This is a genomic window from Chryseobacterium sp. HMWF035 (genome assembly GCF_003094695.1).
Taxonomy (GTDB): domain Bacteria; phylum Bacteroidota; class Bacteroidia; order Flavobacteriales; family Weeksellaceae; genus Chryseobacterium; species Chryseobacterium gambrini.
This window is the reverse complement of sequence record NZ_QEHP01000113.1, coordinates 102198-119608: the sequence shown is the minus strand read 5'-3', so window position 1 is coordinate 119608 and position 17411 is coordinate 102198. Positions and strand designations below refer to the sequence as shown.

Below are 17411 nucleotides of genomic sequence, written 5' to 3'. Positions count from 1 at the left end.
TAAAAGTAATAAAAGTATTCTGACAAAAAAAGCCACGCAATGCATGGCTTTTATATATTTAATAATAAATTTTTATTATTTAGCTTCGAAGTAAACTCTTCTGTTTGCTCTGTTTTTCCATTCAGGACATTTAGTAGCAGGGTCGCATTCAGGATATTTAAGGTCTTTTTCACCTCTACCTACTGCGTTAAGTTTACCGGATTGAACTCCGTTTTTAATTAAATAATCTTTTACGTTGTTCGCTCTTCTTTCAGAAAGTTTTTGGTTGTATGCATCAGAAGCTCTCGTATCTGTTGCTCCAACTACAGTGTAAGATCCACTGGAAGAATTAATGTAATTTACAGCGTTGTTAAGAATTGGAGTGTTAGAAGGTAAAATTCTGTCTGAATTCAGATCAAATTCAATTCCATCTAATTTTGTCTCTTTTTCATCAACTGGTCCAACCGGAGTAGGAGCTGTTGTAGGGCAACCTTGGTTTTCAACCGGTCCCGGAACGGTTACACACTTATCATATAGATCGATTACACCGTCAAGATCAGTATCAAGAGCTACACCCGCACCGTCCACTCTTGCACCTGCAGGAGTATCAAGCTGTCTGTCCCAATCGTCGCAAACACCATCGTTATCAAGATCTCCTTTTTTACAAACTTCGATATCCTGATTTTTGTTAGCTAAAACATCTAATTTATAATAGATTTCCTGAAGCGGATCGTGCCACATTAAATGAGATTCGTGTTTTCCAAGTTTTAAAGAAACCCCTAAAGTAGCGTTGAAGAAGTTATCAGAAACCTGCTCTTCACGTTGGTTGATCGTGCTGTATTTGTCTCCTCCACCGTCAAATTCATCATCACCGGTAACGGCATACATTACTCTACCTTCGATATCGATTCTTCTGTTTACTTTAAATTTCACACCGGCACCTGCCTGAGCAAACATAGATCCAAGTTGGAACGGCTTGATTTCCGTTGCCAATCTTTGTCCTTTATCATCTTTCTGATAAGCTCTGTAGGCTAAAGTTCCGATACCTGCATATCCATGTAAAGCCCATCTGTAAGGAGAATGGTTATCCACTCTTCTGAATAGGTTTGAGAAGTTAATGTCTCCTAATAATGAGATTGCATCATATTGCGTTCTTGCAGCTACACGTTGATACGCTGAAGCGTCAGAAGGCGCAGAATCTTTTGTATTAAACCATCCCTGTCTTGTTTCTCCTCTGTCGTATTGTAAATTAAGACCGAAAGCATGAGTAATGGCTTTATCAATACTTACATATGCAGAATAACCAAAAAGGTTTTTACCGTTTCCGCTTTTTATAGATGTTAAGTCTGCAGATTGAACTAATGGTACACCAGCACCGAAAGAGATTGCCCAATCGTTAAATCTTTTAGATTTATTGGTAAACGGGGAAACATTTGCAGAGCCCGAAGAAAACGTATTTGGATATTGTCCGTTTGAAACTACTGCAGTTGAGTCCTGTGCAAAGGCAACTGTAGGAACAGTAAGTGCTAATGCAACAATTGCTAAACTTAATTTCATAGTGTATTTTTTATTTAGTTAATTAAATGATTTAGTTATCGTTATTTAGTTGTAGTAGGACAACCTTGGTTTTCTACCGGTCCCGGAACAGTTACACACTTATCGTATAAATCGATTACGCCATCCAGATCCATATCTAAAGCAACTCCGGCTCCGTCTACTCTTGCTCCTGCAGGAGTATCAAGCTGTCTGTCCCAATCGTCGCAAACACCGTCGTTATCAAGATCACCTTTTTCACATACTACAAGTTCTGTGCTTTTATTTTCCAAAACATTGGTTCTGTAATAAGCTTCCTGTAAAGGATCATGCCAAGCAAGGTGAGAATTGTGTTTTCCCAATTTGAAAGAAACTCCCAGGTTTACCGTCCATGCGTTATCAGATCTTCTTTTATCAAGCATATTATACTTTGAAACTTTTGAAGTAACATCGTAATCTGCAGGACCTGCATTACCACCACCGTCGAATTCGTCGTCTCCACTGATGATATACATTGTTCTGGCTTCAATGTCGATAAGTTTTGAAACTTTATATTTCAAACCTGCACCAATCTGATAATAGATTGAGTTGATGTCTAACTTTTGATTGATGAATAAAGGAATTCTTGCAGGAGTAGTGCTCCATCTGAATTCATTATTATCATACAAAGAAGTATTGAAATTCATTAAACCAACACCTGCATAACCATGTAGTGCCCATCTGTAAGGAGAATGATTGTCTACTCTTCTTAAAAGGTTAGAAAAGTTTACATCTCCCATTAAAGCAATCTGGTTATATTTCGTTTTTGCTTCTGCAACTCCGGCAGCTACACCTGCAGCTCCTTCCAGCTGTCCTCTCTGATTGGTTTCCCCTCTCTGATAGATAAGGCTGATTCCTACAACATGGGTAATCTGTTTGTCTAAACTCACATATGAATTGTATCCCCAGTTGATTTTTTTATCTGTAATAGACTTCAGATCAGAATGCACCATAAAGGCTGCACCTCCACCTACTGATACAGACCAGTCGTTGAATCTTTTAGCTTTTGTGTCGAAAGGTTGAACATTGGCAGAACCTGAAGAAAATGTATTGGGATACCTATCATTTGAAGTAACAGCTATACTATCTTGTGCGTAAGCAGCAATAGGCAACGTAGCCAATAATAATAAACCTAATTTCATACAATATGTTTTATGTTTTATTTGATAAAATTGCTTAATAATATTTTTGAAAATTCTCTTTCAAAAAGATGCTTTTTGTGAGGGATTTCCAATCTTTCTGAGACAAATTTTAATTCATTGTACATAACGATATCTATGTCTATTACTCTATCAGAATATCCTCCTGAAGCTTTAGAATCGTTAGCTCTTCCCATTTCTTTTTCAATACTTTTAACAAAATCAAGCAGTTGAATCGGCGAAAGACGAGTAAACATTATCACTGCAATATTACAAAAAATATTAGAACTGGCAAATTCTACGGGGTCAGATATTAAAAATTCACTTAATTGTAATATTTCATTTTCACCGGTTTGCAGTTTTTCTATGGCTGTTTCCAGATTTTTTTTTTGATCTCCAAGATTACTTCCGAGTAACAAAACGACTTTATGTTGCGACATATCGTAAAATGATTGATTTATGAAAAGTTTTTTTAAAAATGTACTGGCAAATATAGTGGCTATTGTCATTTTAGGCGCTGTGTTTTTCTTCTTTTTCATCATTATGCTGGTGTTCAGCGCGATGGGAAGTGAGAAATCTGTGGTTGTAAAGAAAAATTCTGTCCTTACCATTAATTTAAAAACTAATATAATAGACAGTCCTACAGAGGAACAGAAAGGGCTTTTTAATATTAGCGATCAGACTAAAAATGTTTTGATTTATGATGCCATCGAAGCCATCGAAAAAGCAAAAACGGATGATAATATTAAAGGAATAAGTATTGAAGCCGATTATTTGAATGCAGGAATTACCCAGATCGATGATCTCAGAAATGCTATTCAGGATTTTAAAAAGAGCGGAAAATTTGTGTATGCTTATGGAAATACGGTTTCTCAGGCAGCTTATTATTTAGGATCGGTTGCAGATCAGTATTATCTTAATCCTTCGGGAATGATCGAGCTTAAAGGTTTGGCAACAGAAGTCGCTTTTTATAAAGATTTTGCCGACAAATACGGAATCGGGATTGAAGTTATCCGTCACGGAAAATTTAAATCTGCGGTTGAACCTTTTTTAAGAAACGATATTTCTCCGGAAAATAAAGAGCAGCTAAGCACGCTTTTAAATGATATCTGGAAAAACACTTCTTCAAGAATGGCGGTTTCCAGAAAGATGGATACGGCTCAGTTCAGAACGGTGGTCGACAGTTTGTATGGAATGATTCCTGATTTAAGTTTAAAATATAAACTGGTGGACAAATTAATTCAGAAAACAGAATACGATCAATTAATTAAATTGAAGTTAAATTTATCAGGAGACGATAAGCTGAATAAAATTTCTTTAGGAAAATATATTGCTTCTTATTCTGATGATGAAAAATCGGGAGACAGAGTAGCAGTTTTGTATGCTTCAGGTTCCATTAACGGTGGAGACGATTATAACGATATCCATTCCGAGAAATATATTAAATACATTAAAGAGCTTCAGGATAACGATAAAGTAAAGGCGGTTGTTTTCAGAATTAATTCTCCGGGAGGAAGTGCAAATGCTTCGGATGAGATTTTATTCGAATTGCAGCAGTTGAAAAAGAAAAAACCATTAATTGTATCTTTTGGTGACTATGCAGCTTCGGGAGGGTATTACATCGCAATGGCGGCAGATAAAATTTATTCTGAGCCAAACACGCTTACGGGTTCTATCGGAGTTTTCGGAGTGATTCCTTACTTCAAAGATATTGCGAATAAAAACGGAATCCGTTCCGATATTGTCTCTACCAATGCGAATTCTCAATATTATTCTTCTTTAAACGGAGTTACGCCTTACGGAGTAAGCTTAATTACCAGAAGTGTGGAAGGAACTTATAAAAGATTCGTTCATTTTGTAACGCAGAACAGAAAACAGACTTTCGAACAGATCGACAGTGTAGGTGGAGGAAGAGTATGGAGCGGAACCAGAGCTAAACAAATCGGTCTTGTAGATGAATTGGGAACATTGAATGATGCCGTGAAATTTGCCGCTCAGAAAGCCGGTTTAAAGTCTTACGCAGTTTCTTCTTATCCTAAAAGCATGACGCCTTTCGAGCAGATTTTTAAAGATCTTAATGAAGAGGATATCTCTGCAAGAGTGGTAAAAAACAAAATTGGAAAAGCAAATTATGAACTTTTAGAGCAGATCGTGGAAGAAAGAAAACTACAGTCTGAAGTGAAAATGGAAATGCCTTACCAGATTAAAATCAACTAACTAAATTATATATTGTACAAAGAAACGGCGGATTTGAATTTCAAATCCGCCGTTTTAATTTTTTATGGCTAATCAAACTTAGCTTTTCTTCGTAAGCATTCCGTAAATCCACAGAACGATTAAAGCGCCTCCCACTGAAAAAATAATGGGCCAGAAGTGAAACATTCTTTCATCGCTTGCTCCGCCGCCGCCAAATATGGCATTGGCAATAAACCCACCGACAAAAGCTCCGATGATTCCTAAAATACAGGTCATTAGCCAACCCATATTTTGTTTGCCAGGCATTATCATTTTAGCCAAAGCACCTACAACCAGTCCGAAAATAATCCAAAGAATAAATGTGAACATAATAATTATTTTTTTAAAATTAGTGTTAATAGATACAGCTAATTTATAAAAAAATATGAGCTGTTATCTTTTTTTGAAAAATGAATCTACAAACTCCGTACCATTAAACAACTGCAGGTCCTGCATCTTTTCTCCGACACCTATATATTTCACAGGAATCTGGAACTGATCTGAAATCCCGATCACAACTCCTCCTTTCGCTGTTCCGTCGAGTTTGGTTACCGCTAAAGCATTTACTTCCGTAGCGGCTGTAAACTGTTTTGCCTGTTCAAAAGCATTCTGTCCGGTAGAACCGTCAAGAACCAGTAAAATCTCATGAGGCGCATCCGGAATAACCTTCTGCATTACTCTCTTGATTTTAGAAAGCTCATTCATTAAATTGATCTTGTTGTGAAGTCTTCCTGCCGTATCAATAATAACCACGTCTGCATTTTGGGCAACGGCACTCTGTACCGTATCAAAAGCAACGGAAGCCGGATCTGAGCCCATCTCCTGCTTTACGATAGGAACTCCGACTCTCTGGCTCCAGATTACCAGTTGATCCACCGCAGCGGCTCTGAAGGTGTCTGCAGCGCCTAAAACCACTTTCTTTCCTTCTGTTGTAAACTGGTGAGCCAATTTTCCGATGGTAGTTGTTTTTCCTACCCCGTTTACGCCGACAACCATAATAACGTAAGGTTTCTTGGAGGCATCGATGTTTCCGGTTCCGGCGTGAGGATTTTCAAGCAGAAGACCTGAAATTTCTTCACGGAGGATTTTATCAAGTTCGCTTACGCCGACGTATTTGTCTCTTGCAACGCGCTCTTCAATTCTTTCTATAATTTTGATGGTGGTAGATGCGCCAACGTCGGAAGCAATCAGGATTTCTTCAAGATCATCAAGAACTTCATCATCTACTTTGCTTTTGCCGACTACGGCTTTCGTCATTTTTTCAAAGAAACCCTGGCTGGATTTTTCCAATCCTTTATCTAACGTTTCTTTTTCTTCTTTTTTAAAAATATTTTTAAACCAACTCATCTTATGAATTATGGAATTTAATGTTTATGATGAAAGTAAGGAGATGGAGGCTGAAGTTTAAAACCTTATTTTTAAGTTTTATGGCGAACTTCGAGCATCCGGCTTCTGACCTTCCAGCTAGATTAAAAGCAAAGATAACAAAAAAACTACCCAAAATATGAGTAGTTTTTTATATTGTAAATAAAGTGGAGATTATTTCTTCAAATAACCGTCAACTTCGTCTGCATTCATTACTTTTTCTTCGAAAACGTAAGCTCCTGATTTAGAAGACTTCACCATTTTCACAACTTTGGTCATTTTTTTAGACCCGGTTTGTAGGGTTGCTACTACTTTCTTTGCCATGGTAAATTATATTTTATAAATTACTTGATTTCTTTGTGAACTGTAACTTTCTTAAGAACAGGATTGTATTTTTTCAATTCCAATCTCTCTGTAGTGTTCTTTTTATTTTTAGTAGAAATGTATCTTGACATTCCCGGCATACCGCTCTCTTTGTGCTCTGTACATTCAAGGATTACTTGAACTCTGTTTCCTTTTTTTGCCATGATTTAGTTCTTTTTTATCAATCCGTTTCTAGTCGCTCTTTCAATAGCTTCCTCGATTCCAATTTTGTTAATCACTCTCAATCCATGAGCTGATACTTTCAGTGTTACGTGCTTATCCTGCTCCGGAAGGTAAAATTTCTTCTCTAATAAGTTAATTTCAAAACGACGCTTCGTTTTGTTATTAGCGTGAGAAACGTTGTTACCAACCATTGCACGCTTTCCTGTTATTTGGCAAATTCTTGACATATCTCGATGTTCTTATTTGTACTATAATATTTGAGTGTGCAAAATAACGAAGAATTTTTCAGATAGACAAATCTTTTACAAAATTATTTATAAATAACTTATGCATTAATCATTCGGATTTCATGTTAATATCACTCATAGTACGCATTGGCTTCAGGAATGATATATTTCATATTCCCGAAATAATAATTTTTAAGCCTTCTTTGTCTTTCTCTGAAACCAGCGGATTAAAAAATAAAACAGCAGAAATCCTAAAGCAAAAACGGAGAATCTGGATAAAAGATCTCCTGATCTTGTATAAAAAGTCATCCCGTCATACAGGTTTATTTTAGAAAATAAAGCAGTTTTATCGCCGTAAAAAGTATCTTCCATGATTTCCCCTTTCGCATTAATATGAGCGGAAATTCCGCTGTTTGCTGCTCTTGAAATTTCTCTTCGGGTTTCAATAGCTCTTAATTTTGCGTAGGAAAGAAGCTGTTTATGTCCTTCTGTAACGCCCCACCAAGAATCGTTCGTCATAATGGCTAAAAAGTTTGCGCCTTTTTTTACATACTCTCCCGTAAATTCTCCATAAATACTTTCATAACAGATGATCGGAGCCATTTTTCCTTTGTTGAAAGGATTTGAAAAGGCAACCCTTTCTTTATCGGTTCCCAAAGAAGCAACCGTTCCGCCCAGATTAATCATTGCATCGCCCAGAAGTGGCTTTAAATAGTTCATATAAGGGAAGATTTCCACGCCCGGAACCAGCTTTCCTTTATGATATACTTCTACTTTCTGGTTCGGAATAACCTGTACCGCCGAATTAAAACTTTCCACCCAAAGTCCTGTATGAATCTGGTAAGCTTCTTTTGGCAGATTTTTTTCACTTGTAAAAAAATGATGCGAAGAAATTCCAGTTGCGAAAACCGAACCCGGATGTTTGGCTAAAAATCCTTTAAGATTGTTTAAAATAACACTCTTTTCAAAAGCGGTTTCCGAAATAGAACCTCTTCCCGGAAGCGCAGTTTCGGGAGCGATGTAATAGTCTATTTTTGTTTTGGAATTTCTTTCTGCAAGGCTTAGAAGATCGTTTTCAATTGTTAAGCTGTCCTGCGTGTATTTTTCTGCATACGGATCCAGATCAGGCTGAAGCATCAGTACATTAACGCTTCCGATTGGTTTTTCGTCAAAATTATTATATTTCACCACAGAAATAATCATCGGAATAATGATTAAAGCGGCAACAATGGATGTGTTTTTAATGAGTTCTTTTCTTTTTCTCCCCGCTTCCCAAATTCTGATTGTATAGAAAATCAGGACATTAATTAATAAAATCCAGAAACTTCCGCCGGTCGCTCCTAAAGTATCGTACCACTGGATAAGTTTAGGATAATCGGAAAAAACATTTCCCAGATTCAGCCATGGCCATGTTAATTCCCAGCCTAAATGGAACTTTTCAAAGCTCATCCAGATCGCGATCAGAAATCCTAAACCCCAATAGGTTCCCTGTGCATTTTTGTACCAGTGATAGCATTGGAAAACCAATGAATACAGAAAAGAATTGACCAATACCGGAAATACAACCGCCATCATAGAATGGCTTCCGTCCGGATTTTTTGAACCATAAAGCCATCCTGTTGTTACCACATTCCAAATCACAAAACAGAGGTAGGAAAGTCCGAAAACGACCCAGCTTTTTCTGCTGTAATCTGAAAATTTGGAGACGCCGTGTTCCATCATTAAAAGCGGAACAAGCGCAAAAAATATAAAAAACGGAACTCCGTAAGTAGGCCACGAAACGGACAAAAGCATCGCTGAAATGAGCGTAAGTAAAACGTATTTCATTAAATTGATTTAACATACAAATTTAATGTTTTTGAAATGAATAAATTTGCAAACGATGTTAAAGAAATTTTATAAAATCATTATCGTTCCTTATACCCTGTTTTTGCTGTACCTCATGTTTTTCGGGATGGGCAGAACGCAGATGGAAGATAATCTGTTAACCATAGAGCCGATATTTTCTACCATCAATTTCATTAAAGGATGTATTTCATGGAAAGAAATAGTGACTATTGTTGCGGGAAATGTGGTGATGTTTATTCCTTTCGGATTTCTCGGCTGGATTTTTCCCAGACTTCAGGATTTACAGAATCTCCTTTTTACGTTTATTTCTTCAATTACCATTGTGGAAGCAATTCAGTACTTTTCCAGAATGGGGATTTTTGAAGTGGATGATATTATTCTGAATACTTTTGGCGTATTTTTAGGCTTTTTAATGAAGAATTTTATCGAAAAACGATTTCCAAACGGGATGATTTAAAATATTTAAGAATACATCACTGGAAATAGTTTTAGCCCAATTTAATAATAAGAAAGAAAATCGGCTTTAGCCAAAACTTAGTATAAATTCAGGCTGAAGTCGATTTTCATTTATCCTCTGAAAAAGTCTGATTATCCATTCAGTTCTTTCGCACGTTTTTCTGCACTCAGAATTCCGTTCTTCAGAATTTCCTTTAAATTATTTTCATTAAATGATTTCAGGGCAGCTTCGGTGGTTCCGCCTTTGGAAGCCACATCTTTTATGAGTTCTTCCAGACTTTTATCCGAATTGTTGATTAAATGATACGCTCCCAACATCGTCTGTTTCACAAAAAGCTGGGAAAGATTTTCCTCGATTCCCATTTCTACGCCTGCTTTTATCATAGCATCGATAATGTAGTAAAAATAAGCAGGTCCGCTTCCCGAAAGCGCCGTAACACTGTCCAACAATTCTTCATTTTCCAGATAAACAGATCTTCCGGTAGAATTTAATAACCGTTCGATATTAATTAACTGGCTGAAAGAAATTCCTTCCGCAGAAGTGTAGCCTGTAATTCCCATTCCGAGAAGAGTAGGAGAGTTGGGCATGGCTCTTACAACCAATGGATGATTTAATAATTTCTGAATTTTCTCGATTTTAATTCCTGCCATAATCGATAAAACCATCTGGTTTTCTTTTAACTGAAACCGGAAATTTTCCGCTACGTGCTGAAAATCCTGAGGTTTTACGGCGATGATAATTAAATCTGCGTCTAAATCTTTCACTTCATCGAAAGTAGAGATTTTAGACTTTGGAAATTCTTCCGAGATTTTTGAAAATTTAGACTGGTTTCTTGTAATTAAATGAAGGCTTTCAGGCTTTATCAGTTCGTATTTCAAAAAAGACTTTGAAAAGGATAAGCCCATATTTCCGGCTCCGAGAATTGCTATTTTCATATTTGTGTGTTTTTATTATTCTGATAATTAGTTCTAAAGTTAGTAAAATTGTTTAAAATCACGAATATCACAAAAGGTTGGATTTTAAATAGTTTTTGTGATTAATTTCTTATGACAAATTAAAAGTTCTTTTTGGAAATGTTTTTAAATAATATTCACCTCCCTTTCCAGTTCAATCCCGAATTTTTCTTTCACAGAATTAATAATCTCCGTCGAAAAATCAAAAATTTCCTTTCCGGTTGCGTTTCCTGTTGCGTTAACGATAACCAGAGCCTGTAATTTGTGAGAGGCAACATTTCCTATTTGTTTTCCTTTCCAGCCGGATTGTTCAATCAGCCATCCTGCAGGAACTTTTACAGAATTTCCGTTCGGATATCCCGGAATATTTTCAAATTTCTGCTGTAATGTTTCAAACTGAGCCAAAGGAATCGTAGGATTTTTAAAGAAACTTCCCGCATTTCCTGTTTCTTTAGGATCGGGTAATTTGCTTTGTCGGATATTGATAACCGCTCTGGAAACATCCTGAATCGTAGGATTTTCAATACCTGAACTTTTAAGTTCAGACTGTATTGCGCCGTACTCTGTTTTAATTTTATGATTTCGGAAGGTAAGTCTGAACGAAACTTCTAAAATCACATATTTACCTTTTCCTTCCTGCTTAAAAATTGAGTCTCTGTACCCGAATCTGCATTTTTCAAGATCAAAAGTTTCAATTTCCAGCGTTTCAAGATTTAAAACCTTGCAGTCATAAAAAACATCTTTAATTTCAGTTCCATAAGCTCCGATATTCTGCATCGGCGATGTTCCTACATTCCCCGGAATTAAGGAAAGGTTTTCCAGTCCGCCAAAATTATTATCCAGACAGAACATCACGAATTCGTGCCAGTTTTCGCCTGCTTTTGCGGTAACCAGAACTTCGTTCTCATTTACAGGCAGCACGGAAATTCCTTTCAGGTTTAATTTAATCACCAATCCGTCAAAATCTTTTGTAAATAAAACATTGCTTCCGCCTCCTAAAAATAAAGTAGTAAGCGAATGAGAATTGGAGAAACTAATGGCTTCTTTCAGTTCTTCAACGGTATGTATTTCGGTGAAATATCTTGTTTTTACATCTACCCCGAAAGTATTGTATGGCTTTAGTGAATAATTTTCGTGCATTATTTTAGTTATATTCTGTTGGAAGAAGGGCGTTAATCTGGTCTTTTAATTTCTGAAGCTGTTGATAATAAATAGTATCTGAATACGAATTTACATAAACATGGTATTTATTCGGCGTTCTGATCTGGAAAGTTTCATCAAATCCGTCAACCGGCTGTTTGCTGGGAGAACTTTCGATTTTATCTAATGTTTTTACATTAAGAGACGCCGTTACTCTTTTCCAGATTTGCGGCGTTATTGCAGATTTCCATTCTTTGTGGATTTTCTTTGCTGAAACTCCCTGTTCTGCAAAAACAGAATCTTTGTTAACTTTTACGATTTTATAATTTCCGAGATCTCCACCGATATCCGAATAGCTTATCGAAATAATTTCGTTGGCGTTTCCGGAATAATTTTCTTCCTTCTTGCTGTTACATGAAAAAAATATCAGCAATAAAATAAATAGTGAGAACAATTTCAAACTATGATATTTTATTGCTGACATATTATGTTCTTTTAAATTAAAGACTGAATTCTGATTTGTATTTTTCAAGAGCATCTTTAAGGATTGCTGCGCTTCTTCTTAAATCTTCCTCTTTCAGAACGTAAGCAATTCTTACCTGCTTTTTCCCCAGTTCCGGATTGCTGTAGAATCCTCCTGCAGGAGCCACCATAATCGTTTCGTTATTGTGGGAATAGCTTTCCAGAAGCCACTGAGCAAACTTTTCAGTATCGTCTACCGGAAGTTCCGCAACGCAGTAGAATGCGCCTTTCGGTTTTGGGCAGATTACTCCCGGAATGGCGTTCAGTAAATCTACCAGAACATTTCTTCTGTGGGTATATTCTTCTCTTACCGCTCTGATGTAAGCTCCGTCATTTTGGTGAGCCGCCGTTGCCGCGATCTGTCCCAGTAAAACAGGACTTAATCTTGCCTGTGCGAAAAGCATCGCCGCATCGTGAATTTTTTTAGAACGGGTAATCATACATCCGATTCTTACGCCGCACATTGAGTAACGTTTTGATTCTGAATCGATAATGATGCAGTTTTCTGCCAGTTCAGGAAAAGCCAGCATAGAAACCTGCTGTTTTCCGTCGTAAACATACTCTCTGTATACTTCGTCTGAAATAACAACGATGTCATATTTTAAAGCAATCTCTGCTAATTTCTGAAGTTCTTCACGGGTATAAAGATAACCGGTAGGATTTCCGGGGTTGCAGATAACGATGGCTCTTGTTTTTTCAGTGATTTTTTTCTCAAATTCTTCAACCGGAGGAAGTGCAAAACCAGTATCGATGGTAGAAGGAATCGCTACTACATTTACATTGAAAGTACTTGTAAATCCATTATAATTGGCATAATAAGGTTCAGGAATAATTACTTCATCACCATCATCACATAAAGTAGAGATGGCGAAATTTAAAGCTTCTGATCCTCCGTTGGTTACAATGAAATTATCCGGTGTAAGATCTGTGAAATCCAAAGAGTGATAATATTCTGTAAGTGCTTTTCTGTAGTCGATATTTCCTTCAGAAAGAGCATATTCCAATACTTTTAAATCAATATTCTTTAAAGCATTAAGTGCCGTTTCCGGAGTTTCAATATCCGGTTGCCCGATATTAAGATGATAAACTTTTGTCCCTTTCTGCTTCGCTTTTAGGGCAAAAGGAACCAATTTTCTTACCGGCGATGGCGGCATGTGGAGTGCTCTGTTTGAAATATTCGGCATTGTTCAAAAAATTTGTATGGCAAAAATAAGATATAATTTCTCAATAATAAAATAAAGCTTGTAAAGAAAGAATTTTAACGGGTTGAGTTGAATGATTTGCTTTAAGAACTCCTGTAAAGTGAATATTTCCTTAATAATAGATACAAAAAGTGTTTTATTAATAATTTATTTTACTTTTGCCCGGAATCTAAATAGATATATGAAGAAATTAAATTTACTTTTTCCGGTTGTTTTGTTTTCGGTTCAGTCTGTTTTCGGGCAGAGAATTGATAAAGAAACCATCAGTTTTCAGTTGCTGAAAGAGCCTGTTTTTACAACAGATCTTGCCAACAGAAATTACACCATCACGGTAAAATCCCCTTATAATATTACGAAAGATGATGTTTTAAGGATGTCTAAAGAAGAGCATCAGAATCAGGTAAATAATTATCAGACGAATGTAGAAACAGCAAAGATCGAACATCAGGAAAGGCTGAAAGATTATGAAGCGGAAGTAAAAAAGCTTCAGGAAAAATTCAAGCTTGAATCTGCCGAGTACAATAAATTATCTGCTGTCGAAAAAATTGCCGCTGTAAACGGAGCGCCAATTTTAAGACTGCCTTCAAGACCTGTCCTCAATATTCCGCCGATGCCGGTTTACAGACAGCCCGATCTTAAAGATGCTTTAATTGTCGATAATAAAATTCTCGCTTCTCAGATGGATGTTGCCGGATTTTCAAAAGGAGGGAATCATCTTGATGTGCTTGTTGAAATGGAAAGAACGAATTTTCAGGACAATCAGGGGAAAACATTTGCCAATCAGCCGGTGAGAATTGTCGGAAAACAGAACGGAGTGGTTAAATTAGACAAAACGTACTTTTCAGATTTTGCCGAGATCGCAAGTGTACCTACAAATGAAATCAACCTCAATGTCCACGAAAAGAGATATCTGCAGAGAACAATGGACCGTACAAGAAATATCATCAATGATCATTTCGGATATCAGACCATCAATTCATCGGTTACTTTAGAAACGGTAAAAAATAAAGGGGATTACGACGATCTGGAAAAAGCATATATCTATGTAACGACGAATCTTAAGAAACTTCAGGCAAAATCCGATTACGCGCCCAATAAAATTGCCATGGAAAATATGCAGAAGGGAATCGAGATGTGGAAAGCTGCGCTTGGAAAAGTTAATTACAACGATAAAAAAGCACTGTACAACCAAAAAATAGGAGAGTATCTGTATTTCAATTTAATAAGGCTGAATCTTGCTTTGGGAAATTACACAGAAGCGGAAAAATATTTAAACGAACTTCAGGAACATTTGGTAGACATCAAACTGTCTTACGATGCGAACCTCGAATTAAAAAGATTAGAAGAAAAAATTTATAATAACTAAAGAAAATAATATGATTAAACAGATTATTGCCTCTGTAATGATTACCGCTTCTGTATGCGCATTTGCTCAGGTAAAAGTGGTGGAGGGAACAAAATTTACAACCGATGCCAATCTTGAAACCGACGAAAAACTGGTTTTGGCAGACGATTACAATTCTTATATGTTCAGCGCGATTAATATCGACGGATTGATGAGAAACGTATTTCCGCACAAAAAGCTGCTGATGAGAAAACTCGATCAGAACGGAAGTCTTGTAGATACTTACATTCAGGATTACGCGAATAAAACCAACGGTGTTCTTCACAATTATCTGGGTTCTCAGCAGATAGATGAAGACCGTTTTGTGGCATTTACGGAAGAATATTTCGGAAAAGAAAACAGAAAAGAGGTTTTTCAGCACGTTTTCAGTAAAAAATCGGGAACGTTTACCACAAAAAGTATCGCAAAATATACGATTGAATCTACCAACAAATCGGGAACGACCTACGTAGTTTTTTCTGAGAACGGAAAATATGCAGCCGTTTTCAACGACCGATATGCCACGAAAAAAACAGATAACATCAATGATGCTCTGGTTCTCGATTTAAGAACATTAACGCCGCTTTGGAACAAAGAAATTTCTTTAAGCAGCGATTATGTGGAAAAATCGTTAACCTTAACCAACTCTGGAAAAATTGTGTTGCTTCGTAAAGCTGCGGGCTGGAAAGAATCTTATAAAATAGAGATGGTTTCCAACACGGAAGATAAAGATCTGCCTTTTGATGATAAATACATTCCTGAAAAATTATACGCGATCAGCAAAAACGACAGCGATTATCTGGTAACTTTCGGAAGAAAAAATCAGGCAGTTACGATGGGTGGAAGTACCTTCGGAACAGTGATGTTCTACGACATCAAATCTGGAAAAGCCGTAATCAGTAATACCAATCTTGCCGGAGCGAAAGATATGAACGATGTGAAAGTAATTAAAACCATTGTGAAAGGCGATGAAGTTTTAATGGCGGTTCAGCAGGAAAAGATCTCAAGACCGATGCCGACTGCGATGAACCGTTTTCCAGATCCTGTGTATACGCTTGATGTTGGCGTTTTAATGAAATTCAATAAAGAAGGAGAAGTAAAGCAGTTTGTACCGCTTGGAAGCAATCCTTCGGGAAGAAGAGTTCAGGTGATTGAGTCCGGAGACAATCTGTATGTTTCCGCATTCTATCCGAAAGGAGCATTCGGGAATACAGGTTTCTCCATGAAATCTTTCGATTTTGGCACTCTGGCTCCGAAAGAACTTACACTCGATTATAAAGGAAGAAACTTCTTCCAGAATTATGGTTTTACAGACGGAAACTTAGTACAATTTGTTCCGGCAAACAATAAATTGTTGTTTCTGGACAAAAACGGGAAAGACGTTCAGATGTTCAGCGTTTACAATTTTGTAAAATAATTTAATCAAAATAATATTGAAAGAATCAGCCTTAAATCTTTAGGGCTGATTTTTTTTGATTTAAAATAGTTTCAAATTTGATCAAAAGAGACCATTGCAAAACCATAAAATCGAATATTCTCAAAACCCTTATTCTTTGTTAAGTGTAACGGCTTTGTGAACCTAAAACGTTTAATAAAACTTGTTTAAAGTAATTTCGGAATTAACCGCAAAAGATGCAAAAGATAATGATAAAGCGAATTTCCAGAATAATCAAAGCGCTCAAAAGAATAAAAATCAAAGATTTTTAAAAACTATTGTGATCTTCTTATTTATAATCACCAGCTTTAAATAAACATTTAGTTAATCTTTTGAACCTTTTGCGTTTAAATAAAAAGTGTAAACAGGTTTCATAGCTAAAAAACCTTCGTGAGTTTTGTGTTCAATTAAGCATCATGATTAAAAACTTCGAATCAAAAAAATTAAAACAAACTTTCTCTTATTCTTTGTTAAGTGTAACGGCTTTGTGAACCTAAAATGTTTCATTATTAAAAAACCTTCGTGAACTTTGTATTCAATTAAGCATCATGATTAAAAACTTCGAATCAACAAAATTAAAACAAACTTTCTCTTATTCTTTGTTAAGTGTAACGCTTTGTGAACCTAAAAACGTTTCATAATTAAAAATCCTTCGTGAGCTTTGTGTTCAATTAAGCATCATGATTAAAACCCGCGAATCAAAAAAAGTTAAAACAAACTTTCCCCTTATTCTTTGTTAAGTGTAACGGCTTTGTGAACCTAAAAACATTTCATAATTAAAAATCCTTGGTGAGCTTTGTGTTCAATTAAGCATCAAGTTTAAAAACTTCGAATCAAAAGTTAAAAAAATTTCCTTATTCATTGTTAAGTGTAACGGCTTTGTGAACCTAAAAACGTTTCATAAGTAAAAATCCTTCGTGAGCTTTGTGTTCAATTAAGCATCATTGAAAAACTGAAAAATATGCAGATTCAATCCGTTTCCGTAGATGATTATATTTTCCTGATTCTCGTGGAAAAGTAAAAAGAGTAAAATTCTCAAACCCGGCAATCGCCTTTCCAGAGCCACCGCCGAAAGGAGGAAGCCTTCGGGAACTGCCGAAACCATCTCGCCGGAAGGAGTAAACTTTCGGAACTCTCCGAGTGTATTCCGACCGAGATTATATACTATCGGGAACTCCCGAAATCATCTCGCCATAAGGAATATGATTTCGGAAATCTCCGAAGCTAAAACGCCAGAGTGAGCATATTTTAGGAACTTTTTTAAATGAATTTCGGAATTAACCGCAAAAGGACAAAATATAATGATAAAGCGAATTTCCGGAATAATCAAAGCACTCAAAAGAATAAAAATTAAAAATTTTTAAAAACTATTGTGATCCTTTTTATTTATAATCGCCAGCTTTAAAT

The 17411-nt window shown here is 36.3% G+C and carries 18 protein-coding genes; 4 read left to right on the top strand and 14 right to left on the bottom strand.

Annotation, left to right across the window (positions count from 1 at the left end; translation table 11 throughout):
• Positions 1-75 precede the first annotated feature (75 nt).
• From DD829_RS16860 to folK, 3 genes are read right to left on the bottom strand one after another with little or no spacing between them, the layout of a single operon-like run.
• Entirely contained in the window at positions 76-1536 is a 1461-nt protein-coding gene (locus tag DD829_RS16860; RefSeq protein WP_076390919.1) for an OmpA family protein, read from the bottom strand.
• 41 nt (positions 1537-1577) lie between these two features.
• Entirely contained in the window at positions 1578-2693 is a 1116-nt protein-coding gene (locus DD829_RS16855; protein WP_076390920.1) for an outer membrane beta-barrel protein, read from the bottom strand.
• A 17-nt stretch (positions 2694-2710) separates the two neighbouring features.
• Positions 2711-3130, bottom strand: coding sequence for a 2-amino-4-hydroxy-6-hydroxymethyldihydropteridine diphosphokinase (gene folK / locus DD829_RS16850; RefSeq protein ID WP_108409007.1), 420 nt, complete (start codon positions 3128-3130; stop codon positions 2711-2713).
• 19 nt (positions 3131-3149) lie between these two features.
• On the opposite strand from folK, the gene sppA reads away from it, so the two are divergent.
• Positions 3150-4907 carry a signal peptide peptidase SppA gene (gene sppA, locus DD829_RS16845; protein ID WP_108409008.1) on the top strand — a complete coding sequence of 586 codons (1758 nt, stop codon included), beginning with the start codon at positions 3150-3152 and terminating at the stop codon, positions 4905-4907.
• Between the two features lie 78 nt (positions 4908-4985).
• On the opposite strand, the gene DD829_RS16840 is transcribed toward sppA, so the two are convergent.
• The 6 genes from DD829_RS16840 to lnt all read right to left on the bottom strand — a co-directional run bounded on the left by DD829_RS16840 (position 4986) and on the right by lnt (position 8890).
• Positions 4986-5255: a GlsB/YeaQ/YmgE family stress response membrane protein gene (locus DD829_RS16840; protein ID WP_076390923.1), complete on the bottom strand. Its 270-nt coding sequence runs from the start codon at positions 5253-5255 to the stop codon at positions 4986-4988.
• A gap of 63 nt (positions 5256-5318) precedes the next feature.
• On the bottom strand, positions 5319-6272 hold the full coding sequence (gene ftsY / locus DD829_RS16835) for a signal recognition particle-docking protein FtsY (RefSeq protein ID WP_116547960.1): 954 nt from the start codon (positions 6270-6272) through the stop codon (positions 5319-5321).
• A gap of 192 nt (positions 6273-6464) precedes the next feature.
• A complete protein-coding gene (locus DD829_RS16830) occupies positions 6465-6614 on the bottom strand; it encodes a DUF4295 family protein (protein WP_065722020.1) in 150 nt (49 codons plus the stop codon).
• A 20-nt stretch (positions 6615-6634) separates the two neighbouring features.
• Positions 6635-6817 carry a 50S ribosomal protein L33 gene (gene rpmG / locus DD829_RS16825; RefSeq protein ID WP_027379950.1) on the bottom strand — a complete coding sequence of 61 codons (183 nt, stop codon included), beginning with the start codon at positions 6815-6817 and terminating at the stop codon, positions 6635-6637.
• 3 nt (positions 6818-6820) lie between these two features.
• A complete protein-coding gene (rpmB, locus tag DD829_RS16820) occupies positions 6821-7063 on the bottom strand; it encodes a 50S ribosomal protein L28 (protein WP_002976757.1) in 243 nt (80 codons plus the stop codon).
• A 192-nt stretch (positions 7064-7255) separates the two neighbouring features.
• The gene (lnt, locus tag DD829_RS16815) at positions 7256-8890 is read right to left on the bottom strand and encodes an apolipoprotein N-acyltransferase (protein WP_108410233.1); all 1635 of its coding nucleotides are present in this window, start codon (positions 8888-8890) and stop codon (positions 7256-7258) included.
• Between the two features lie 55 nt (positions 8891-8945).
• On the opposite strand from lnt, the gene DD829_RS16810 reads away from it, so the two are divergent.
• Entirely contained in the window at positions 8946-9368 is a 423-nt protein-coding gene (locus DD829_RS16810; RefSeq protein WP_108410232.1) for a VanZ family protein, read from the top strand.
• A 131-nt stretch (positions 9369-9499) separates the two neighbouring features.
• Here the strand turns inward: DD829_RS16810 and proC are convergent, their stop codons facing one another.
• The 4 genes from proC to DD829_RS16790 all read right to left on the bottom strand — a co-directional run bounded on the left by proC (position 9500) and on the right by DD829_RS16790 (position 13167).
• Positions 9500-10303 carry a pyrroline-5-carboxylate reductase gene (proC, locus tag DD829_RS16805; RefSeq protein WP_108410231.1) on the bottom strand — a complete coding sequence of 268 codons (804 nt, stop codon included), beginning with the start codon at positions 10301-10303 and terminating at the stop codon, positions 9500-9502.
• Between the two features lie 144 nt (positions 10304-10447).
• Complete coding sequence (murB, locus tag DD829_RS16800; protein ID WP_108410230.1) at positions 10448-11461, bottom strand: UDP-N-acetylmuramate dehydrogenase; 1014 nt, start codon at positions 11459-11461, stop codon at positions 10448-10450.
• 4 nt (positions 11462-11465) lie between these two features.
• Positions 11466-11945, bottom strand: a complete 480-nt coding sequence (locus DD829_RS16795; RefSeq protein WP_108410234.1) for a hypothetical protein — start codon at positions 11943-11945, stop codon at positions 11466-11468.
• Between the two features lie 16 nt (positions 11946-11961).
• Positions 11962-13167 carry a pyridoxal phosphate-dependent aminotransferase gene (locus DD829_RS16790; RefSeq protein ID WP_076390929.1) on the bottom strand — a complete coding sequence of 402 codons (1206 nt, stop codon included), beginning with the start codon at positions 13165-13167 and terminating at the stop codon, positions 11962-11964.
• A gap of 199 nt (positions 13168-13366) precedes the next feature.
• Between DD829_RS16790 and DD829_RS16785 the strand changes: the two genes are divergently transcribed.
• Both DD829_RS16785 and DD829_RS16780 read left to right on the top strand, forming a co-directional pair.
• Positions 13367-14551: a hypothetical protein gene (locus DD829_RS16785; protein ID WP_108411516.1), complete on the top strand. Its 1185-nt coding sequence runs from the start codon at positions 13367-13369 to the stop codon at positions 14549-14551.
• Between the two features lie 10 nt (positions 14552-14561).
• On the top strand, positions 14562-15986 hold the full coding sequence (locus DD829_RS16780) for a hypothetical protein (RefSeq protein ID WP_108411517.1): 1425 nt from the start codon (positions 14562-14564) through the stop codon (positions 15984-15986).
• Between the two features lie 952 nt (positions 15987-16938).
• Here the strand turns inward: DD829_RS16780 and DD829_RS23755 are convergent.
• Positions 16939-17109, bottom strand: coding sequence for a hypothetical protein (locus tag DD829_RS23755; RefSeq protein WP_165796744.1), 171 nt, complete (start codon positions 17107-17109; stop codon positions 16939-16941).
• Positions 17110-17411 lie beyond the last annotated feature (302 nt).